A 20,224-nucleotide genomic window follows, 5' to 3' on the forward strand; every position below is an offset into this window, starting at 1 on the left:
CCCTTCCCGTTTCGCTTACTCGCGCTGACATGGAGTGCCCATGAGTACACGTAATCCTGTCCTTTGGCCTGAAGGCCTGTTCGTCAAGCCGCAGCATTTTCAACAGGCAGCCCGCGCCAGCGAAGCAGCCTTGCAGCAACGCCTCGGTAGCCTCAATGCAGCCTTTTATGGCTTCAGCGAACTACAGCTGAACGACGAATATCTGACCCTTGGCAAAATCGCCATCACCCGGGCCCGGGGCATCATGCCGGATGGCACGGTGTTCGATATTCCCGCCGATCTGCCACCGCCCCCACCGCTGGAAATCGAAGATGATGGCGCGAGAGACAGCGAGGTGTATCTGTGCCTGCCCTTGCGCACCAATGGCGGCCGTGAAGTGAGTTGGCCCGACCACGCTGCCAACCTGCGCTACATCGCTCAGGCCCACGAAATCAAGGACACCCATAGCGCTGACGGTGACCTGGTTTCGGTCGACCTGGCCGTTCCCAACCTGCAGCTCAAACGCCAGACCGAAGACAGTAGCGCCTATACCCGCCTGGCCCTGGCACGTATCCTGGAGCGTCGTCCCGACGGCAGCTTGCAGCTGGACGAAGCGTTCTACCCCACCTGTGTGTCGGTACGGGCGATACCGACGCTGCAACGCTTCCTGGAAGAAATCACCAATACCTTGCGCGAACGTGGGCGCAACCTCGCCGCACGCCTCGGCGGGGGGCGCCAGTCGGGGATCGCCGACATCCGCGACTTCAACCTGCTGCAAGCCATGAACCGCTGGTGGCCCTGCTTCCAGCACCTGGCCAGGCAAGCCCAGACACACCCCGAGCAGGTCTATCTGTGCATGAGCCAGGCCTGCGGTGAGTTCGTGACATTCACCGACCCCGATCGGTTGCCGCAGGAATACCCCGCCTATCGCCACACCGCGCTGCGCACCTCGTTCCAGCCACTGCAGGACACGCTACGCCGGGCGCTGAGTACGGTACTGCAACCACGTGCCGTGTCATTGCCACTGGAAACGCTGGACTACGGCGTGATGAAGGCCACGCTGGACGACCGCCGGTTGATCGATGGGGCCGACTTCGTTATCGCCGTGGGCGCCCATCTGCAACCGCAGGTGTTACGCCAGATGTTCGTGCAGAAAGCCAAGATCACTTCGCTGGAAGCCCTGGAGGAACTGGTGCCGTTGCAGCTCCCCGGCATCCCTTTGAACCCCTTGCCAGTGGCGCCTCGCGACCTGCCCTTCCATGCAGGCTTCAGCTACTTCGAACTGGACCGGCGTGATCCAGCCTGGGCATGCATGAAGACGGCAAACGGCTTCGGCATCCATATCGCAGGGGACTTCCCTGGGCTTGAACTGCAGTTCTGGGCGATCAGGAGTGAATGAGATGAAAGGCAACAACACTACCCCCACCGATGCCACAGGTGTTGAAAGCACGCCGCTGCAGGCGGTGCTCGGCAAGCCGTTGCCCCCTGAGCCAGCTGTTTCGGCCCAGCCGGAAGCCTCGGCGCGGACGCCACCGCCGGAACAGGTTGAGGAAGGCTACCCGGCAGATCCGGAATTCCAATTGCGTGGCGGCTACGACAACCTCATGCTGGATGCTGCGGCACCGCTGTTCGGCCTGGTCATACGCCTGCGCACGCTGGACGAGTTGCCCAATATCCAGAAGGTGCACCAGCAAGTGCGCACCCAGATCGAGAATATCCAGGAGGAGATCCGCCAGCATGGCTACGAGCCCGCCCAGGCGCTCGCCTATTCCTATGCCCTGTGCCTGTACATCGATGAAGCGGTCATGGAAAGGCCATGGGGCAAGAACAGTTGCTGGAGCCAGGAACCCCTGCTGAGCATCTTCCACGACGAAACCTGGGGTGGGGAAAAATTCTTCACCGTGTTGTCCCGCCTGATGCAGGAACCCGCACGTTATCAGGACGTACTGGAGTTCATGTATTTCGCCTTGTGCCTGGGGCTGAAAGGCAAGTATGCCATCGCGCCAAAAGGCGAAGAAACGCTGAACGCGCTGATCCACCAGCTTCACGGGATGCTTCGTGAGCTACGGGGCCCTGCACCCGAAGCGGTATGCGACCCCTACACCCATGTCGCGCCGCGAAACTTCCGCATGAACCGGCAATGGCCGTGGTGGAGTCCCCTGGTGATTTCCCTGGTTGCCATGGCCGTGGCCTACGGGATCTACAGCTATCGCCTGCACTTGATTACCACCGAAGTACTGGAATCCCTCAACGGCATTTTGCAGCAGTAATCCAGCTGAAACACATCATCGACTGCCACGAATTAGCGGGGCACCCGCCTCGTTGACAAGCCCATCGTTTCCGATGGCCATGCCCGTGCAAGACAGGGCATGTAACCCGTGTAAATCTGGAGTACACAATGGCCTCACCCGCATATTTGAAAGTCACCGGCAAAGTGCAAGGCGATATCAGCGAAGGCGCAAGCACTGCGGCGTCGATCGGCAATATCTATCAGTCCGAGTTTGAAAGTGAAATCATGTTGCAAAAGGTCGAACATGAGATCAACACACCGATCGACCCACAGAACGGCCAACCGTCTGGCAAGCGTGTGCATGGGCCGTACAAGGTGACCTTCACCACGAACAAATCCAAGCCGCTGTTACTGGAAGCAATCTGCAAGGCAGAGTTATTGCCGGAAGTGACAATCAAGCAATTTCGCGCCACCAGCGAAGACCCCAACGAGCACTATTACACAACGACACTGACGGACGCGACAATCATCAAGATGCGGACCGAGCAGCCGCATGCACAAGAAATCACCTCCACACCGCGACATCAAGAGGTGGAACTTTGGTTTTCCTATCGAAAGATAACGGAATGCCACGAAATCTGCGGCACCGAAGGGTCTGACGACTGGCAACAGTCCTGACCCCCAACCACGCGTCCAGGGTATTGGATGACCCGGACGGCTTCGCCGCCCGGGCACCTGGGTACCATCAGACGGTGAACAAGGACTGCTCATGCCTAGCCAATCCGACCTGTACTACAGCTTCCAACCGCTTGTTTACCGACCTGCGCTGGAGGTTGTGTCCTTTACGCTCAAGGAAGGTATCAGCCAAAACTTCAAGCTGGAACTGGAACTCATCAGCTATGAACACGACCTCGACTTCGGGCAATTACTCGACAAGCCGGCATTGTTCACCATCAGCCGGGCGAACTGCCCCGTGCGGCATGTCCATGGCCTGATCAGCGCGTTCAGCCAAGCCGATAGTGGCCCGCATCGCACCCGCTACAGCGCGGTCGTCGAACCGCAACTGGCCCGCGCCGGCCTTCGCTCGAACTGGCGGATCTTCCAGCACAAGAGCGTGCCGCAGATTCTCGAAATGATGCTCAAACGCCAAGGCATTACTGAATACCATATCGCCAAGGGTTTCGATCACCCTGCGCGGGAGTTCTGCGTCCAGGCCGGAGAAACCGACCTCGCTTTCTTTTCCCGCCTGGCGGCCGAAGAAGGCTTCGTCTATCGCTTCGAACATACCGAAAACAATCACAAACTCATCCTGACCGACCGAGTACTTGCATTCGGGAACATCCCCTCCGCTACAACCCCCGCCAGCCATGACGAAGAAGGCTTCTTCAATGATGACAGGCCTGGCGAGCCGCGCAGCGTGCTGTATCGATCGCATGGCGGTGGCGCCCAGGCAAGCCCCTGCTTACAGCGTTTGCGCTATAGCGAGCGAGTGCGTACCGCCCGCCAGGTGCAGCGCGACTATACCTTCACAAAACCGGCCTATCGCCTGGAGCAAAGCGCTTCTGGGCCTTTTCTGGAGCACCAGTCCAGCGCCTATGAACGCTTCGATTATCCGGGCCGTTACAAGTCAGATGCCGTCGGCAAGCCGTTTACCGAACACCGCATCACCGCATTGCGTCACGATGTACGTATTGCCGAAGTCGAAGGCGACGACCCGCGCTTGCAACCTGGCCTGAGCTTCACACTTGCCGGCCACCCGCGAGACGACCTCAATGTGCATTGGCGGGTGAATGCGGTCAGCCACACCGGCAGCCAGTTCACCAGCCTGCAGGAAGAAGCCGCCGGCACCGACCAGAGCACCCGCTACCAGCAAACCGCGACGCTGGTCCCTGGCAGAAGCGAGTGGCGCCCTGCACCGCTGGCCAGGCCTCGCGTCGATGGCCCGCACATGGCCACGGTGGTCGGCCCGCCCGGCGAAGAGATCCATTGCGATGAGTGGGGCCGGGTGAAGGTCAGCTTTCCCTGGGACCGTGAAAGCCAGAACAACGCGTCCAGCTCCTGCTGGGTGCGGGTATCGCAAGGCTGGGCGGGTGGCAGCTGGGGTTCGATGGCCATCCCCCGGATCGGCCAGGAGGTGATCATCCAGTTCGTCAATGGCGACCCCGACCAGCCGGTGATTACCGGACGTACCTACTGCGCAGATCAACTGCCGCCTTACGACCTTCCCCGGCACAAGACACGCATGACGATCAAGAGCCAGACCCACAAGGGCGATGGCTTCAACGAGCTGCGCTTCGAAGATGAACTGGGGCAGGAGGAAGTCTTCATCCATGCACAGAAAGACCAGAACATTGTGGTCAGGCACGATGAGTCCACGCAGATCGGCAATGACCGCAAGGAACAGGTCAATAACAACGAGTCCATTCTGATTGGCCGCGACCGCGCTGAAACGGTTGGCAATGATGAACGCGTCGACATTGGCCATGACGCCACACTCGTTATCGGTCGAAACCAGACAATCAAGATCGCCAAGGACCGGGTTGAAACCATCGGCAACCACCGCCATGACCAGATCGCTGCCAACCACCACACCCGCATTGGCGGCAATCTTGAGCAACAGGTGGAAGGGCATGTTGAGCTGGAGGCCCGCGGCGAAATCCGCAGGCGTACCCGGCGCTATGAGCTGCGTACAGCAGAAGCGCTGGTCATCCAGGGCCCTGGCGGCTCCATCCGGATCGACGAGGCAGGCATAACCCTGGACAGCCCGACAATACGCATCAACGGCCAGGTGCTGCAATCGGCAGATGGAGCAGGCAAGCTGTTCTCCATCAGTGGTGCTCCAGACCCTGGCAAGCCACTGGATCGCCAGTGCGGGCGCCGCCCCGATGGTTCCTGCCCGTTGCCCGACTGCCGTTGTCGCAGGGGGCCAGGTCGATGAAAACCACATCCTCAAACACATTGCCAAGCGTGCAGTTCGGGGAAAGTGCGCGCTTTCTGCTGCTGATGACCAGCGCGCTCGAGCACTGGGCCTACCGGCCAATATCCCAGATTCTGCCCAATGGCGAGCTGGTGCCGGCCTATGCCCCTTCGGTACTTGAGCTTGTCAGTGATGTGCGCCGAAACACCCGGCAGGCGTGGCTGTGGAAGCGCAGCGCCCTGGACGAGCGCCACGACTTCGGGCCATTGCTGGTAGACGTGGCAGACGCGCCCGAACTGCTTGCCCATGCAATCGCTACCTGGATGCCCATTGGCGGTGCCATCGCGCTGGATGCCGATATTGGCCTCGGTGGCTTGGCAGACCATTTCACCAGCCTGGTACAGGTCTCGCTTCCTGACCAGGGGCTGGCCACGTTCCAGTTCAGACCGGATCACCTTGCAGCCTGGCTGGATGCACTGGATGACGACCATCGGGCCGATTGGCTCGGGCCTGTGACATCACTGGCCTGGCGAGTGAACTGGGGACCGGCCCACGAGTGGAAGACACTCGAGCGCAAGCCGGGCAGTGCACGTGCCTTCTCGCAAGCTCCACTGTCCCTGAGCAAGGTCGAACTGGAACGGCTGCAGGCAGGCATGCATGAGCACTTCGTGCTCACCTTGGCTCACGAGATGGTAGCCCTGCCACAGCATGCCAGCCGCACATTAGCGGACATCAGGCAATGGATTGAACACCTGCTGCCGCAATTGAAAGCGCTCAATTTTCGTGATGAAGAAACCGCGGGGCAATTCATCAGGCTAACCGCCAGGAACCTGTGGCTCATGACCGATGAACAGGCCGTAAAGATCTACACCAACCTGAAGGAGTCACCCCAGAGCCGGCTCCATGAACTGCACGCTTTGATCGAAAGCAAGGAGCCCGCCCCATGAACGACGCCTCCGTGAGCAGCGCCACCTCCGGCCCTGCCTGCAGCGCACGCATCCCGATCCTGCCGGTGCGCTATGCCATCGTCCCGCGCAGTGGCGACGCTCCCGCCTGCCGCTATGCCGATGCCGGCTTCAACCTGGAACAAGGCTTCCCCCTGCTGCGGCACTCCGCCTACACCCTGCGCGCCCTGCGCCCAGGCTATGTCTATGTGTTCATGCAAGGCCCCCTGGGCCAGAAGCTGGTCATCCACGAGTACCTCGGCGCAGGCCTCTACAAGGAACTGCGCTATCGCGGCCTGGAGGGCTACCACCTGCGCGATCGCTACCTGTCCAGCCGTACCCTGGGCTGGGTCTGGGCCGACACCTGCCCCGATACCGCCAGCGAAGTGTGGGTCGGCTACAGCCCGCACCTGTGGACCAATGCCATGACCGCCCGCATCAGCGCTTCGCCAGCCCTGCGCAAACGGCACATGCGCCAGCTGGACATGGCCGAACTCATCAGCGCCAGCCAGGCCCCGTCAAGCCAGCCGCATGTCTTGCCAGTCAGTGCCCTGCCCACCTGGGTTGAAGATTTCAAGCCCGCCGCGCGGCGCATGCCCCTGACCTGGAGCAGCGATCCGCTCAGCGAAACCTTGCCCATCGGCAACCTTGTGGCCATCGGCCGGCACTACCCTTACACCCAGCCGAAGGTCCCGGTGGTGGTCGCGCTCGCCGACGCCGAGGGCATGGCCCTGGACCTGAGCCTGTCGGTGTCCGCCTACCAGCACCAACTGCGCGACCTGATGCCCGCCGAGCAGCTGCCACACCTGAAACCCGCAGAGGGCCCCGAGCACGAACGGGTACCGGCCTGCTATCGGCTGGATGCCGAACAGCTGAGCCCGCAGAGCCGCGACTTCCACCACCGCAACCTGGTCGCCGTGCTGCTGGACAAGACCCTGGTAAGCCTGTATCCGGCGGATGCGCCATCTCCGGAGCTGGCCGCGTTCCGGCTGGGCACGGAACGTCGCGGGCCTGCCCTGTCGCCCTCGGCCTCGCGTTTCCAGGCCCTCACCCACGAGGACTATTCACCCCACGGCGCGCGTCTGGCACAGCGCCTCGATAGCGCCAGCTACCTGCGCTTCCTCGCCGAACGCGATGAGCTGGAGCAGCGCATCGGCGCCCTGCGCAGCCAGGCCTTGCAAGCCAGCCACGACCATGACACCTGGCTGGCAACCGCCGAACCCCGACATATCGACGATCCCTACAGCCTGGCCGCCGCCCTGGCCTGCTACGACCGCGACGAACTCACCTCTGCCCGCGGGCTGGAAATTTCCCTGGCGCTGCTGATCCAGCCGATGGCCCAGCCGGCTCCCGGTACCGAAGACCAGGACCGGCGCTTCAAGCGCCTGGAGCAGTGGCTGGACCAGCACGACAGCCCGCTCTACACCGCCCTCGCCCCGTTCAACCCGTTCAAGGACAAGGCCGACGCGATCGGCAGCCTGCTCGGCGCCAGCGACAACGTGATCGAAGGCTTGGCCGGGCGTTTTCCGGCCATGGCCGACATCACCGACCTGACGGCCCAGTCGGTCAACACCGTGGTGCTCAAGCGCCTGCGCGGGCAGACTCGCTGGGATGCCAGCCGTGGCCTGCGCCAGCAAGTGCTGCTGGCGGCAGGTGAAGCCAATGCCGAGAAGGCACTCGGGCTGTTGGCGGCACGCTATCGGATTACCGACCAGGCGATCAGGGAAAATCCATTCAGCCAGGAGGTGCAGAAGTACCTGAAAAGCGGCATGGCGCAGGTGGAGGAAATGAAGCGCCTGCGGATCTCGGGGAGCCGGACGATTTCAGTTGAAATGACCACTACCGTACGGGTGAAACCCAACTTCCTCGGGTTGCTGACATCCAGCGTTGGCGGCGGGTTGAACGCCGGGATGCTGTGGTTCAACGTGTTATCGCTGAAGACGGCCTACAACAGCCTGCAGAAAAGTGATGCGCCGGAATACACCACGGGCTTCGCTTCATCGATTTTCGGTGTTATCGGTGCGGCCGCGTCGACATTGGTCAGCGTGCGCGCAACGCAGAAAGCCGTGATGATGAGATTGAGTTCGACTGCGCCAGGAATGGCGTTTGGCAATGGGTTCATTAGCTACCTGAGCAGTAATCTCTTTGCGCGTTTAGCAGGATATCCGGCAATAGCATTTGGCCTATTCTCTGATGGCGCCAAGGGGCTGCGCCAGTTCGATAACGGTGATTCTACTGCTGGGAGATACACAATGGCTGGTGGATTTACCATGGCTATTGGTTCTGCTGTGGTTCTTGAGGCTGGACTTGCTGTTGCGGGTGCAACATTGGTTGTGCCCTTCGCCGGATGGGCCGCAGCTGCCCTTGTACTTGTCGGAACAGCCATCATTGCAGGGGGTCTATACCTGCACACCAAGGCACATGAGCGACTTCACAGTCCAATAGAGCTTTGGGCAGCACGTGGCATCTTCGGCAATCGCCATAACGATGGCGAAGTCCGCCCTGGAATCATGTTGGATCATGAAAAAAAACTGCCTACATTCCCATCGCTGCATGCTGAAATTAAAACTTGGCACAACGAGCATTATGGACCAAAACTCCTATCAGCCGAGCAAGCCCGATCACTTGGCATAACTGAAGTTGACACTCGGTGGCATCAGAACGACCACTGGACGCTGCCAAACTGGACAGCTATCACATCTAACGAAGTTGCCACGCTTCAACCAACCGTGGAGTTTACAGTACTTCTACCGGGTTTCGTAACTGGGGTGAGCGAATGGTCCGGAAAATTGAGTGGCTTTTTTGATGATCGGGGCGTAGACGTGTTTCCACTCATCCCAACCGGCTTCATCGTCGACGCTGGTTTGGTTTTACATTTCAAAACCACGCTAACCAATCAAAGACATGTCTCACTGCACCTAGCCTATAGGGCCAATCAAGGGTTGGATGAAAACAATGAGATTTCTGCAACCTTTCATCTAGAGCGCTGATCATGGCAACCATCTGGACATTCGACACAACATCAAAATCAGGACACAAACCTGCGATTGGCGGACAGCTAATGAGCCTATCCAATAACACCCTATGCCTGCGAAACCCATGGGTAACAGATTCGGTTTTCATGGGAAAGCTGTACTGCGCAATGACGATCACCCTATTAATTGGCTTTTATCCCTATCTCTTTCCAAGCCTTTCAGACTTATACACTGAAGATACCACGTTAATGCTAATGTTTTTAATGGCGCCCTTCACATTCACGCCATTCCTGATCTATAGAATCTACTTCATAAAAGGCTTATCGGCTATTTGCCTGAACCGCTATTCCAAAAAAATCTACTATCAGCGATTGAGCAAGACATTAGTCTTTGACTGGAATAACACCGGAGGTGGTATCTTCAAACGCACCGAGTTTGGCGGCGCCTCCTTCAGCACCTGCTATGCCCTCGCCTTCGCCCCTCGCCGGAAAGACGGCAGCCTTCACCAAAAGGACTGCCTCTGGGTCGACAGCAACGAACCCACCGAAGCCAGCGTCAAGCATGTCGCCGAAGTATGGGAATACCTACGTCACTTCATGGACCACGGTCTCGACAAACTCCCCCCACCTGGTGAACCCAATTGGTGGCACCGGCCGCTTCACGCCATTTGCCTGACCCCGGCAGAGGCCTGGCGCCACTACGCCCCCTGGCGGACAGGCGAGCCCGGTGAAATGCAGGGCAAGAAGAACTGGCAACTACCGTTCTGGGCCGTACTGTTTCCCTACAACCTGACAGTCGCCATCTGCTGGTACGGCGTCTGTCGGCTGTTCAATGTCCGCGCAGCCGCACCACCTCCGGAAGCCTTTCAGAACGCCACCGTGCAACCCTTTAAAAAGAAGCGCAGATGAAACCCGCGGTTGGCCATCGACATAGCTGCACGGTCCAGGGCGAAGGCCCACGATTCGGATAAAGCCCTCAACCAAACAGTCGGGCCGCCTTGCGGCCCAACGGCAACGCCCCTCCGGAACAAAGTAGTCATCACAATTTATTACATCCAATCAACTTTACTGCGGGAACAAACTTACAAAAACAAACCGGAATTAAACATCCCACCCAAGACGATGCACGAACTGCCAAACCTAAACATTTCACAAATTATTTCCGCGCTTGCATTATCGTTCGACAGCCACTAACACTACCCCATCAATCGATGGAGAGATAACATGTCCAGACTTGCCGAATTCCGTGCACTCGAACACCTGCTCGCCGCCAAGAAGTCCGAACTCTCTTTCATAAAAATCGATCCGCACCTCAAGCGCGAATTCGAGTTCGAAGGCAAACTCCGCGACCTGCTCGCCGAATACCAATTCGGCTTATCGGATATATTGGCAATCAGAGGGATCGAGGACGAAGATAGCAAGCATTCATGGTCGCCCCCTTTACCACTCCGCCGCTTCAGGGCACGGCAATGCAAGTACTACAGAAACCCGTACACCGGTGAGATGGTAGAAGCGAAGAGCACGTTAAACAAAACACTACAATTGTGGATGCAACAGTACGGCCGCGAGGAGGTGAAACGCTGGGCAACTGTGTGGTACTGACACCTTGGCGCCAACTCATGCTCTGCCCTGCCGATACTTTACCGGCCTGCGGTGCCGAGTAACGACGGCCCCGTCTCCTTCGGCATGGTCCGAACCACCGCCTCGCCCACAGGCCACCGCAACCGTTCGGTAACCGAACACTAGCCTCTCACTTGAATTGACGCTGCCGCCTTCACTGCCCACCATGCACCGGCCTTGCATGTCCCCTGCCTGGGACCCGGCGATCTACCCGTAGCACCGCAGCTGAATACAATTTCAAGAACGAGCAGTTTATGAACCACTCCAGGACCACTCCCGCCGCCCCTCGGACGCACCAAGGTTCGATCGGCGACAAGCTTCGCGGCGCCTTCGCCGTCGGCAAGACCCGCTGGGGCATGCTTGCCCTGGTATTCTTCGCCACCACCTTGAACTACATCGACCGTGCCGCGCTGGGCATCATGCAGCCAATCCTGGCCAAGGAAATGAGCTGGACGGCGATGGACTACGCCAACATCAACTTCTGGTTCCAGGTCGGCTACGCCATCGGATTCCTGCTGCAAGGCCGGTTGATCGACAAGGTCGGGGTAAAGCGCGCGTTCTTCTGCGCCGTGCTGCTATGGAGCCTGGCCACCGGCGCCCATGGCCTGGCCACGTCGGCCGCCGGTTTCATGGTCTGCCGCTTCATCCTCGGCCTGACCGAGGCGGCCAACTACCCGGCCTGTGTGAAGACCGTGCGCCTGTGGTTCCCGGCGGGGGAGCGCGCCATCGCCACCGGCCTGTTCAATGCCGGTACCAACGTCGGCGCCATGGTCACCCCGGCCCTGTTACCGCTGATCCTGGCGGTGTGGGGCTGGCAGGCCGCGTTCATCGCCATGGGTAGCCTGGGCCTGGTGTGGGTGGTGCTGTGGGTGCTGAAGTACTACAACCCGGAAGACCATCCCCGCGTGCGCCAGAGCGAGGTGGAATACATCCAGCAGGGCGATACCGCCGAGCCAAGCCGCGTGCCGTTCAGCCGCATTCTGCGCCTGCGTGGCACCTGGGCCTTCGCGGTGGCCTATGCGATTACCGCGCCGGTGTTCTGGTTCTATCTGTACTGGTTGCCACCGTTCCTCAACCAACAGTACAGCCTGGGTATCAACGTGACCCAGATGGGTATCCCGCTGATCATCATCTGGCTGACAGCGGACTTCGGCAGCATCGGCGGCGGCGTCCTGTCGTCCTGGCTGATCGGGCGTGGCATGCGCGCCACCACGGCGCGGCTGGTATCGATGCTGATCTTCGCCTGCACCATGCTCAGCGTCACCTTCGCCGCCAACGCCAGTGGCCTGTGGGTCGCGGTGGCCGCCATTTCGCTGGCGGTGGGCGCGCACCAGGCGTGGACGGCCAATATCTGGAGCCTGGTGATGGACTACACACCCCGGCACCTGGTGAGTACGGTGTTCGGCTTCGGCAGCATGTGCGCGGCGATTGGCGGCATGTTCATGACCCAGATCGTCGGCAGCGTACTGACCGCCACAAACAACAACTATGCGCTGTTGTTCACCCTGATTCCGGCCATGTACTTCCTGGCGCTGGTGTGGATGTACTTCATGGCGCCGCGCAAGGTCGAGCACGCCTAGGCGCGCAGCCACTTACCTCTACGGGGCCCCTTGCGGGCCTTTTTTGGTTCAGGCCGCAATGGCAATGCTTGCACCGGCCCCGTCGTCGCCAAGCCGGCTCCTGCCGCACAGCAGCTGGCTTGCCGGCGAACAGGTTTCGGTCAGACCTTGCCCAGCACCGCCATGGCTTTCTCCAGTGCCATGCGCGCACGCTGTTCCCCACTGATGCCCTGCGCCAGTAGCTGCCGCGTGGGTATTTCCAGGCTCAGCGGTACGTTCGATGGCAAGCCGCGCAGCAGGCCGACCAGGTCGGCATCGCCCTCGCCCGGAAAGCGCCGTTCATTGCGTGCCTGGCGCAGGATTTCGTTCATGTCGGCCGGCACCGGGCCAGCGACGTCGCACAACTGGGCGTAGCGCATGCGCTGCGGCGCCAGCTGCGCCAGGTCATGCAACGAACAGCTGGAGCGGTTGAAGTGGAACGCATCCACCAGCACGCAGCCATTGACGCGGTCGGCATTGGCCACCACCCGCATGGCCTGGCGCAGGTCACGCACATCGGTCCAGGGCATGAACTCCAGATGCGGATAAATACCGTAGCCCGCCGCCAGGTCGCACAGCGCGGCAAAACGCTCGGTCAAGCGCGCCTCGTCCGGATCGTTGCCAGCCACCAGAAGCTCTGTACCGCCCAGTTCTGCACCCACTGCCAGAATCGGCTCGAAACTGGCCACACAGGAGTCCGCCTTCAGGCGCAGGATTTCCAGGTCCAGCACCTTGACGCCCGTATCGCGCAAACGCGCCTGGGTCTTGCGGCGCAGGTCGCCATCGGCCACCAGCGGAAAATGCTGTTCCTGTTCGGTGGCAGGCACCAGGCGCAGGCCAACGTGGCTGTAACCGGCGCGGGCTGCCGCTTCAACCATGTCGGGTGGCGACAGTTCGAGCACAGTCAGTGCCGCCAGCGAAAACATTCGATCAGTCATCAGTCGTCACCCGCGAGAATGAATGGCGCATTCAGACCACCTGCTCGGGCATACAGGCCCGACCGCTTTCCGCTGCCTTGCGGATCGCTTCGATCAAGGCCAGGGTACGCCCTCCATCGGCCGCATCGACCAGCGGCGCCTGTTCGCCTCGGGCCACCCGCACAAAGTGCTGCAGCTGGAGGGTCAATGCCTCGCCGGCGGGGATGCTTTCCTCACTCTGCAACAGCGGCGCATGCCAACCCGCGCCCGCCTCGGCGTAGTGCCAGCGCTTGAGCTGGGGAATGCTCAGCGCGCCCAGGGTGCCAGCCAGCAGGTAGCAAGGCTGGCCGTGCTGACGCGGGTACACCGGGCTTTCGCCAGAGCCCAGCTCCCAGCTCCAGGGCGCGGCTACCGCGTCGGAACCGGTCAGGCTACCCAACGCGCCATTGGCGAATTGCAATAGCACCGCTGCACTGTCTTCGTTGGCATAACCGCGCACATCGCTGCGGGTGAAGGCCTGCACCTGCTCCACCTCGCCACACAGGTGACGCAGCAGGTCGAGGTCATGGATCAGGTTGGTCAGCAGGAAACCGGCACCCGGCTCGCGGCGCCATGGGGTTTCGAAGTAGCTGTCGGGCTTTTGCAATTGCCACAGCGCGGTGACGTTGATCAACCGCCCCAGCTTGCCAGCGCTGATCACCTGACGGGCTCGGCTGATCAGCGGGTTGTGCCGGCGGTGATGGCCGACCAGTACCGGCACATTGCGCCGACGCGAGGCCTCGACCAGTGCGCGTACTTCCTCCAGGTGCACGCCCACCGGCTTTTCGACCAACACGGGGACGCCGGCCTCGATGCAGTCCAGCGCGGTGACGACATGCAGGTTGTTCGGGTTGGCGACGATCACGGCATCGGGCCGTACGCTTTCCAGCATGTGCCGATGGTCGGCGAAACAGGGCACGCCGCATTCCGCGGCGAAGGCCTCGGCCTGCGGGCCTGGGTCGGCCACGGCACACAGGCGCGCTTGCGGCACATTGAGCAGATGCCGGTAATGCTGGCGGCCCATGCTGCCAGCGCCGATCAAGGCGATACGAAGGGGTGCGTTCAACAGCCTGTCCTCTTGTGATTGTTGTGCTGATGACTCTGGAACGAAGTTCCATAATCCGCGACCAATAATCTAGAACCAAGTTCTGAATTTCAGAAGCACTGGCAGATCAGACTGTGCGGTTATCGCCCGCAAATGTGCCTCAGGCGAACAGTTCGCTGGCCCGGCTGGCTGCCGACAACTCCTCCGTCGCCGCCAACAACAGCGGCGCCAGCTCTGCCAGGCGGCCTTGCGCCAGACGCGCGCTGGGCCCGGCGATGCTCAACACGCCGATTACCTCGTCGCTTTGCGGGCGCCGCACGACCGCAGCCATGGCCGAGGTACCAACGGCCGAGGTTTCCTCGACCCAGGCATAACCGCGTTCACGGGCCCGGTGCAGGTACGCCAGCAGCTCATCGGTTGAGCGTGGCGCATTCGGGCCGAACCGGGCCGGGTCGGCGATGCCCTGGCGCAACACCATCTGCAACGCCTGCTCGTCGTTCAGGCTGGCCAGCCAGGCATGCCCGGACGCCGTGTAGAACAGCGGTGCGTCGCGGCCCATGTCCGGGTCGTAGCGCAGCCCCGAGCGGGCGCCCTGGGACTTGGCAATCCAGGTCTGGCGGGCGCCGTCGATCACGCCAAGGCGCACCAGTTCGCCGCTGTCCTGGGCCAGGCGGTCGAGAATCGGCTGGATGATGTCGGCACCGCTACTGGACAGGTAACGGAAGCCCAATGCCACCAGTTTGGCCGACAGCTGGTAGCGGCTGTTGTCCCGGTTCTGCCGCACGTAGCCCAGCCGTACCAGCTCGGCGAGCATGCGGTGGGCAGCGCTCTTGGGGATGTCCAGGCGCTCGGCCAGGGTTTGCAACGGCAGCCCCTGCGGCTCACCGGCAAGGTGTTCGACAAGACTGAAGGCGCGTTCGATCTGACTACCAGCCATGACTCAGGTCCCTGAAATTTTTGCGAATTCTAGAAGATGATTCCACAGGCTCGATAGCCGCCGCAGCATGAACCACTGGAATTGTCCGTTTATCGCCCATTAGTTGCCTGAGAAGGCCAGGATGCCCTTGCGGGTCGACAGGTCGCGCAAGAAGAATGTGGAACCTTGTTCCAATAAAACTACAGGACACTTGCAATGCCTTCCGCTCTCATTGAAACCGAATGCGATGTACTGGTCGTAGGGTCCGGCGCCGCCGGGCTGGCTGCTGCGGTGACGGCTGCCTGGCATGGGCAGAACGTCATCGTGGTGGAAAAGGAGCCGGTGTTCGGCGGCGCCACCGCCTGGTCCGGCGGCTGGGCCTGGGTGCCGCGCAACCCGCTGGCACGCCGGGCCGGCATCGAGGAAAGCATCGAGCAACCGCGCACCTACCTGCGTAACGAACTGGGGGCGTATTACAACGCCGAGCGGGTCGACGCCTTCCTCGAAGCCTGCCCGCACATGGTGGCGTTCTTTGAAAAGCACACGGCATTGCAGTTTGCCGATGGCAACGGGATACCGGACATGCATGGCGATACCCCGGGTGCGGCCCAGGGTGGGCACCAGGTGATTGCCGCGCCCTATGACGCCCGCGAGGTGGAAGCACTGCTGCCCCGCCTGCGCAAGACCCTGCGCGAGACTTCGTTCATCGGCATGCCGATCATGGCCGGTGCCGACCTGGCCGCCTTCCTCAACATGACCCGTTCGCCCAAGGCCTTGCTGCATGTATGCAAGCGCCTTGGCCACCACCTGTACCACCTGGCCCGCTATGGCCGGGCGATGCACCTGGTCAACGGTGTGGCATTGGTGGCGCGCCTGGCCAAGTCGGCACAGGACCTCGGCGTGCAACTGCAAGCGTCGGCACCGGCCAGGCGCCTGCTGATCGAGAACGGCCAGGTGTGCGGGGCAGTGATAGCCACACCGCAGGGCGATCGACCGGTGCGTGCCAAAGCCGTGGTGCTGGCGGCAGGCGGCTTCCCCAACGATACGGTGCGGCGCCAGCAACTGTTCCCGCGCGATGCCAGCGGCCATGACCACCTGGCCCTGCCGCCCAAGGGCTGCTCGGGCGACGGCCTGCGCCTGGGCGAGTCGGCTGGCGGCGTGGTTGCGACCGACCTGAAATCGCCGGTGGCGTGGGCGCCGGTTTCACAAGTACCGCGCCGCGACGGTAGCGTCGGCCACTTCCCGCACATCATCGAGCGTGGCAAGCCGGGCATCATCGGCGTGCTGGCCAACGGCAAGCGTTTCGTCAACGAAGCACATGGCTATTACGATTACGTGGCGGCCATGGTTGCGGCCGTACCGCCGGATGACGAGGTGTGTTCGTGGCTGGTCTGCGACCACCGTTTCCTGCGCCGCTATGGCCTGGGCCACGCTCGCCCGGCCCCATTGCCGGTGTGGCCGCACATACGCAGCGGCTACCTCAGGCGCGGCGCCACGCTCGAAGCGTTGGCCAAGGCCTGCGGTATCGACCCGTTCGGGTTGTGCGCCACGGTCAGCGACTTCAACAGCCACGCCCGTAACGGCCAGGACCCCGCCTTCGGCCGTGGTTCCACAGCGTTCAACCGCAAGCAGGGCGACCCGCAGCATGAAGGGCCCAACCCCTGTGTGGCACCGATCGAGCACGGGCCGTTCTATGCCGTGAAGGTACAACCGGGCTGCTTTGGAACCTTCGCCGGGCTGCGCACCGACGGCAATGCCCGCGTGCTGGATGAGGCCGGGCAACCGATCGCCGGGCTGTACGCAGCGGGTACCGACATGGCCAGTGTGTTCGGCGGCTGGTACCCGTCCGGTGGCATCAACCTGGGCCCGGCGCTGACCTTCGGCTATGTGGCCGGGCGGCATATTGCCGGGGCGCGGGAATACGAATGCGACTGACCGGCCTTGCCCACGAGGGGCAAATCTGATTATTTCGCTCAGCCAGCCCCGGCCCCATCCTCAGGAATTCCACGATGATTCACGGCAAGACGCTGCAAGCATGGTGCAACAGCTACCCCCTGATCGAGGACCTGGTCGCACTGCGCGAAACCCGCTGGTTCAACCCGCACATCGCCCCGGCCGCAGAGGCCCTGGCCGATGTCGGCCTGAACGCCGCCGACGTCAGTGCGGCCAGCGCCCGGCTGGCACGCTTTGCCCCGTACCTGGCCAGCGTATTCGCGGATACCAGCGCCTCTGGCGGCATCATCGAATCGCCATTGCGCCCACTGCCCAAGTTACACGCCACCTTGCTGCAGGCGGCCGGCCTGCCCCTCAGCGGTTCCCTGTGGCTCAAGGCCGACAGCGAACTGCCGATCGCCGGCTCGATCAAGGCCCGCGGTGGTATTCATGAGGTGCTCAAGCACGCCGAGGAGCTGGCCCTGGCGGCCGGCCTGATCAACCTCGACAGCGACTATCGGGTATTGGCCGGCGACCCGGCCCGGCAGTTTTTCAGCCAGTACAAGGTTGCGGTCGGTTCGACCGGCAACCTCGGCCTGTCGATCGGCATCATCAGTGCCAGGCTGGGGTTCCAGGCCACCGTCCACATGTCGGCCGATGCCCGGCAGTGGAAGAAGGACAAACTGCGCAGCCATGGCGTGACCGTGGTCGAGTATGCCAGCGACTACAGCATGGCGGTGGAGCAAGGGCGCCAGCAGGCGGCGGCGGACCCAACCTGCTACTTCGTCGACGATGAGAACTCGCCGCACCTGTTCCTCGGCTACGCCGTGGCCGCCGAGCGGCTTGCCAGGCAGTTTGCCGCGGCCGGTATCCAGGTGGATGCCGAGCACCCGTTGTTCGTCTACCTGCCCTGCGGCGTCGGTGGTGGGCCTGGTGGCGTGGCGTTCGGCCTGAAGCTGATCTGGGGCGACCATGTGCACTGCCTGTTCGCCGAACCCACCCACTCGCCGTGCATGTTCCTGGGGGTCTACAGCGGGCTGCATGACGCCACCAGCGTGCAGGATTTCGGCATCGACAACATCACCGCCGCCGACGGCCTGGCGGTGGGCCGCCCTTCCGGCTTCGTTGGCAAGGCCATGCAGCGCTTGCTCGATGGCTATTACACGGTCAGCGACGAAACCCTGTACCGGTTGCTGGTGCTGGCCCATGACCTGGAAAATGCACGGCTGGAGCCTTCGGCGCTGGCCGGCATGCCGGGGCTGGTCAAGGTGCTCGACTCGCCCGAATACCTGGCACGCATGGGCTTGTCGAGCGAGCGTATGGCCAGGGCCACGCACCTGGTGTGGGGGACCGGTGGCAGCATGGTGCCGGCGGCGGAATTCGCCGCCTACCTGGGCAAAGGCCGGGCCATCTGATTGCACCCAACCCCGTCGATGCACCGTGCGAACAGCGCCGACGGCACAGATGCCAAAGGTGCCGAAGTGTTGGGGCTGCTTTGCAGCCCTTTCGCGACACAAGCCCTGGGCCGGCAGCGCCAGGGCTTCGTGGAATGGCAATGTCAGTCGACGAGAATCTTCGGGTTGGAGCTGCCCCATACGGTGTACAGGTCGGCCAGCAGCGCGCCGTTGATTTCCTCGATCTCGGCCTGGGTGATTTCGCCCCCGGCCTGCTTGCCGAACAACACTACTTCGTTGCCACCCTTCACATCGGGGAAGTCGGTGACATCGACCATCAATGTGTTCATCGACACCTTGCCCACCACCGGTACGCGGTGGCCGTTGATCAGCACATGGCCTTTGTTGGTGAACACGCGGCGGTAGCCATCGGAGTAGCCGACGGTAATGTTGGCCAGGCGCGAATCACGGCTCAGGGTGAAGGTGCGGTCGTAGCCGACAGTGTTGCCGGCCGGGTAGCTGTGCACTGCCGCCACATGCGACTTGAACTGCATGACACGCTGGTATTCGGTGTGCGTCGGCACGGTATCGCCGAACAGCGCGCCGCCGGTGCGCACCATGTCCAGGCGCGCTTCCGGCACTTCCAGCGTCGCGAAGGAGTTGGCCGCGTGCAGGGTGAGCTTGCTGCGGTCAAGCTTGGCATGCTTGATCAGCCAGTCGGTCTGCTCGTTGAAGGCAGCCAGGCCTTTGCGCACATCGTCCTTGTCTTCCACGGCGAAGTGGGTCATCAGCGCGACCAGCCTGAGGTGCTTCTGGTCGGTGATTTCCAGTGCTTCGCCACGGCCGGACCAGGTAGCCATTTCCACGCCGTTGCGGCTCATGCCGCTGGAATTGAGCGCCAGGTGGATGCGCAGGGTCTTGCCGTGACGCTCGGCCAGGGCATCGAGCTGGCGCGCGAACTCGGCGCTGCCGACCAGTTCTTCCATGTCGTACTGCAGGGCATCCTCCACCTCACCGAGGCTGGCCAGGCGCACCCGCACCAGCTGCCCGGTGAAGCCACTGGCACGGACCACTCGGGCTTCCTCGTTGCTGGCCACCGCCACGCAGGGCACGCCCTGGGCAATGATCGATGGCATCACCAGGCCGATGCCGTGGCCATAGGCATCGGCCTTGAGCACGGCGCACAGCTTGGACTTGCCGCCCAGCTCGGCCTGCAAGGTACGAATGTTGTGCTGCAGCGCGCTGGCACTGATTTCGACCCAGGCGTTGCTGTTCTGCACAGTCAGGGCGGTGGTGCCGTTGTCCATCGACAGCGGCGGTGCGGCGTACAGCGGGGCTTGGCCAGTGATCAGCAGAGCGAGGGAGGCAGCCAGGAGGGTACGGCGAAATGGCATGGTGATTTCTCTATTCTTTTTTTGGTGATGTATGCGGCCGGAAAGACCCAAGGGTATTGGTGCTCGGCACGCCGTCAGCGAGGGTGCCACAGCCATTGGGGATATGGCCAGCTGTGTCGCGCCCAGCCAACACCGGCTAGCCTCTATACGAAAAAAAATGTCGCAAACACCGCATGGAACAGGCCAGTGAGACCATGGCGGTTTGGCTGGCTGAAAGAGAAGCGCCGCATCGTGACACGCTTCAACAAGCTCGCGGAAAACTATGCCGCCATGGTTTCACTGGCCTGTTCCATGCGGTGTTCGCGACATTTTTTTCGTACAGAAC

At 61.9% G+C, this 20,224-nt stretch carries 15 protein-coding genes and 1 pseudogene; 12 read left to right on the forward strand and 4 right to left on the reverse strand.

The window, feature by feature from the left end; all coding sequences use genetic code 11:
- Window positions 1–40: 40 nt before the first annotated feature.
- From tssK to HU760_RS14935, 9 genes are all read left to right on the forward strand, one after another.
- Window positions 41–1,378, forward strand: coding sequence for a type VI secretion system baseplate subunit TssK (gene tssK, locus HU760_RS14895; protein WP_186679821.1), 1,338 nt, complete (start codon window positions 41–43; stop codon window positions 1,376–1,378).
- 1 nt (window position 1,379) lies between these two features.
- Window positions 1,380–2,249: a type IVB secretion system protein IcmH/DotU gene (gene icmH / locus HU760_RS14900; protein ID WP_186679816.1), complete on the forward strand. Its 870-nt coding sequence runs from the start codon at window positions 1,380–1,382 to the stop codon at window positions 2,247–2,249.
- Window positions 2,250–2,377: 128 nt separating this feature from the next.
- The gene (locus HU760_RS14905; RefSeq protein ID WP_186679813.1) at window positions 2,378–2,887 is read left to right on the forward strand and encodes an Hcp family type VI secretion system effector; all 510 of its coding nucleotides are present in this window, start codon (window positions 2,378–2,380) and stop codon (window positions 2,885–2,887) included.
- A 91-nt stretch (window positions 2,888–2,978) separates the two neighbouring features.
- Window positions 2,979–5,147, forward strand: a complete 2,169-nt coding sequence (locus HU760_RS14910) for a type VI secretion system Vgr family protein (protein WP_186679810.1) — start codon at window positions 2,979–2,981, stop codon at window positions 5,145–5,147.
- Window positions 5,144–6,073 carry a DUF4123 domain-containing protein gene (locus HU760_RS14915; protein WP_186679995.1) on the forward strand — a complete coding sequence of 310 codons (930 nt, stop codon included), beginning with the start codon at window positions 5,144–5,146 and terminating at the stop codon, window positions 6,071–6,073. Before HU760_RS14910 ends, HU760_RS14915 begins: the two co-directional genes overlap by 4 nt.
- Complete coding sequence (locus tag HU760_RS14920) at window positions 6,070–9,060, forward strand: T6SS effector BTH_I2691 family protein (protein ID WP_217858972.1); 2,991 nt, start codon at window positions 6,070–6,072, stop codon at window positions 9,058–9,060. Before HU760_RS14915 ends, HU760_RS14920 begins: the two co-directional genes overlap by 4 nt.
- Before the next feature lie 2 nt (window positions 9,061–9,062).
- Complete coding sequence (locus HU760_RS14925; protein ID WP_186675353.1) at window positions 9,063–9,953, forward strand: hypothetical protein; 891 nt, start codon at window positions 9,063–9,065, stop codon at window positions 9,951–9,953.
- A gap of 315 nt (window positions 9,954–10,268) precedes the next feature.
- Entirely contained in the window at window positions 10,269–10,646 is a 378-nt protein-coding gene (locus tag HU760_RS14930) for a histone-like nucleoid-structuring protein, MvaT/MvaU family (RefSeq protein WP_186675356.1), read from the forward strand.
- 272 nt (window positions 10,647–10,918) lie between these two features.
- Window positions 10,919–12,244, forward strand: a complete 1,326-nt coding sequence (locus HU760_RS14935; protein WP_186675357.1) for an MFS transporter — start codon at window positions 10,919–10,921, stop codon at window positions 12,242–12,244.
- Between the two features lie 140 nt (window positions 12,245–12,384).
- Here the strand turns inward: HU760_RS14935 and HU760_RS14940 are convergent, their stop codons facing one another.
- From HU760_RS14940 to HU760_RS14950, 3 genes are all read right to left on the reverse strand, one after another.
- The gene (locus HU760_RS14940; protein WP_186675359.1) at window positions 12,385–13,200 is read right to left on the reverse strand and encodes a sugar phosphate isomerase/epimerase family protein; all 816 of its coding nucleotides are present in this window, start codon (window positions 13,198–13,200) and stop codon (window positions 12,385–12,387) included.
- A 31-nt stretch (window positions 13,201–13,231) separates the two neighbouring features.
- Window positions 13,232–14,284 (reverse strand): Gfo/Idh/MocA family protein, encoded by a 1,053-nt coding sequence (locus tag HU760_RS14945; protein WP_186675361.1) that lies wholly within the window; start codon window positions 14,282–14,284, stop codon window positions 13,232–13,234.
- A 139-nt stretch (window positions 14,285–14,423) separates the two neighbouring features.
- Window positions 14,424–15,200 carry an IclR family transcriptional regulator gene (locus tag HU760_RS14950; RefSeq protein WP_186675363.1) on the reverse strand — a complete coding sequence of 259 codons (777 nt, stop codon included), beginning with the start codon at window positions 15,198–15,200 and terminating at the stop codon, window positions 14,424–14,426.
- A gap of 195 nt (window positions 15,201–15,395) precedes the next feature.
- Here HU760_RS14950 and HU760_RS14955 point away from each other — a divergent pair, with 195 nt between their 5' ends.
- Both HU760_RS14955 and dsdA read left to right on the forward strand, forming a co-directional pair.
- Complete coding sequence (locus HU760_RS14955) at window positions 15,396–17,114, forward strand: FAD-dependent oxidoreductase (RefSeq protein WP_186675365.1); 1,719 nt, start codon at window positions 15,396–15,398, stop codon at window positions 17,112–17,114.
- 74 nt (window positions 17,115–17,188) lie between these two features.
- Window positions 17,189–18,526: a D-serine ammonia-lyase gene (gene dsdA, locus HU760_RS14960; protein ID WP_186675367.1), complete on the forward strand. Its 1,338-nt coding sequence runs from the start codon at window positions 17,189–17,191 to the stop codon at window positions 18,524–18,526.
- A gap of 143 nt (window positions 18,527–18,669) precedes the next feature.
- On the opposite strand, the gene alr is transcribed toward dsdA, so the two are convergent.
- Window positions 18,670–19,899, reverse strand: a complete 1,230-nt coding sequence (gene alr, locus HU760_RS14965) for an alanine racemase (RefSeq protein ID WP_186675369.1) — start codon at window positions 19,897–19,899, stop codon at window positions 18,670–18,672.
- A gap of 201 nt (window positions 19,900–20,100) precedes the next feature.
- On the opposite strand from alr, the pseudogene HU760_RS14970 reads away from it, so the two are divergent.
- Window positions 20,101–20,214, forward strand: a pseudogene (locus HU760_RS14970) (IS5/IS1182 family transposase); the annotation flags it as partial.
- Window positions 20,215–20,224: the final 10 nt, after the last annotated feature.

It is taken from the genome of Pseudomonas oryzicola, from assembly GCF_014269185.2.
In the GTDB taxonomy this organism is placed as follows: Bacteria; Pseudomonadota; Gammaproteobacteria; order Pseudomonadales; family Pseudomonadaceae; genus Aquipseudomonas; species Aquipseudomonas oryzicola.

Excerpts from the sequence above, each read along its gene's own strand:
- HU760_RS14940 (WP_186675359.1), bottom strand. The coding sequence starts at position 13,200 with ATGACTGATCGAATGTTTTCGCTGGCGGCACTGACTGTGCTCGAACTG.
- HU760_RS14950 (WP_186675363.1), bottom strand. The coding sequence starts at position 15,200 with ATGGCTGGTAGTCAGATCGAACGCGCCTTCAGTCTTGTCGAACACCTT.
- tssK (WP_186679821.1), top strand. The coding sequence starts at position 41 with ATGAGTACACGTAATCCTGTCCTTTGGCCTGAAGGCCTGTTCGTCAAG.
- HU760_RS14955 (WP_186675365.1), top strand. The coding sequence starts at position 15,396 with ATGCCTTCCGCTCTCATTGAAACCGAATGCGATGTACTGGTCGTAGGG.
- HU760_RS14905 (WP_186679813.1), top strand. The coding sequence starts at position 2,378 with ATGGCCTCACCCGCATATTTGAAAGTCACCGGCAAAGTGCAAGGCGAT.
- HU760_RS14915 (WP_186679995.1), top strand. The coding sequence starts at position 5,144 with ATGAAAACCACATCCTCAAACACATTGCCAAGCGTGCAGTTCGGGGAA.
- alr (WP_186675369.1), bottom strand. The coding sequence starts at position 19,899 with ATGCCATTTCGCCGTACCCTCCTGGCTGCCTCCCTCGCTCTGCTGATC.
- HU760_RS14930 (WP_186675356.1), top strand. The coding sequence starts at position 10,269 with ATGTCCAGACTTGCCGAATTCCGTGCACTCGAACACCTGCTCGCCGCC.
- HU760_RS14920 (WP_217858972.1), top strand. The coding sequence starts at position 6,070 with ATGAACGACGCCTCCGTGAGCAGCGCCACCTCCGGCCCTGCCTGCAGC.
- HU760_RS14910 (WP_186679810.1), top strand. The coding sequence starts at position 2,979 with ATGCCTAGCCAATCCGACCTGTACTACAGCTTCCAACCGCTTGTTTAC.
- HU760_RS14925 (WP_186675353.1), top strand. The coding sequence starts at position 9,063 with ATGGCAACCATCTGGACATTCGACACAACATCAAAATCAGGACACAAA.
- HU760_RS14935 (WP_186675357.1), top strand. The coding sequence starts at position 10,919 with ATGAACCACTCCAGGACCACTCCCGCCGCCCCTCGGACGCACCAAGGT.
- icmH (WP_186679816.1), top strand. The coding sequence starts at position 1,380 with ATGAAAGGCAACAACACTACCCCCACCGATGCCACAGGTGTTGAAAGC.
- dsdA (WP_186675367.1), top strand. The coding sequence starts at position 17,189 with ATGATTCACGGCAAGACGCTGCAAGCATGGTGCAACAGCTACCCCCTG.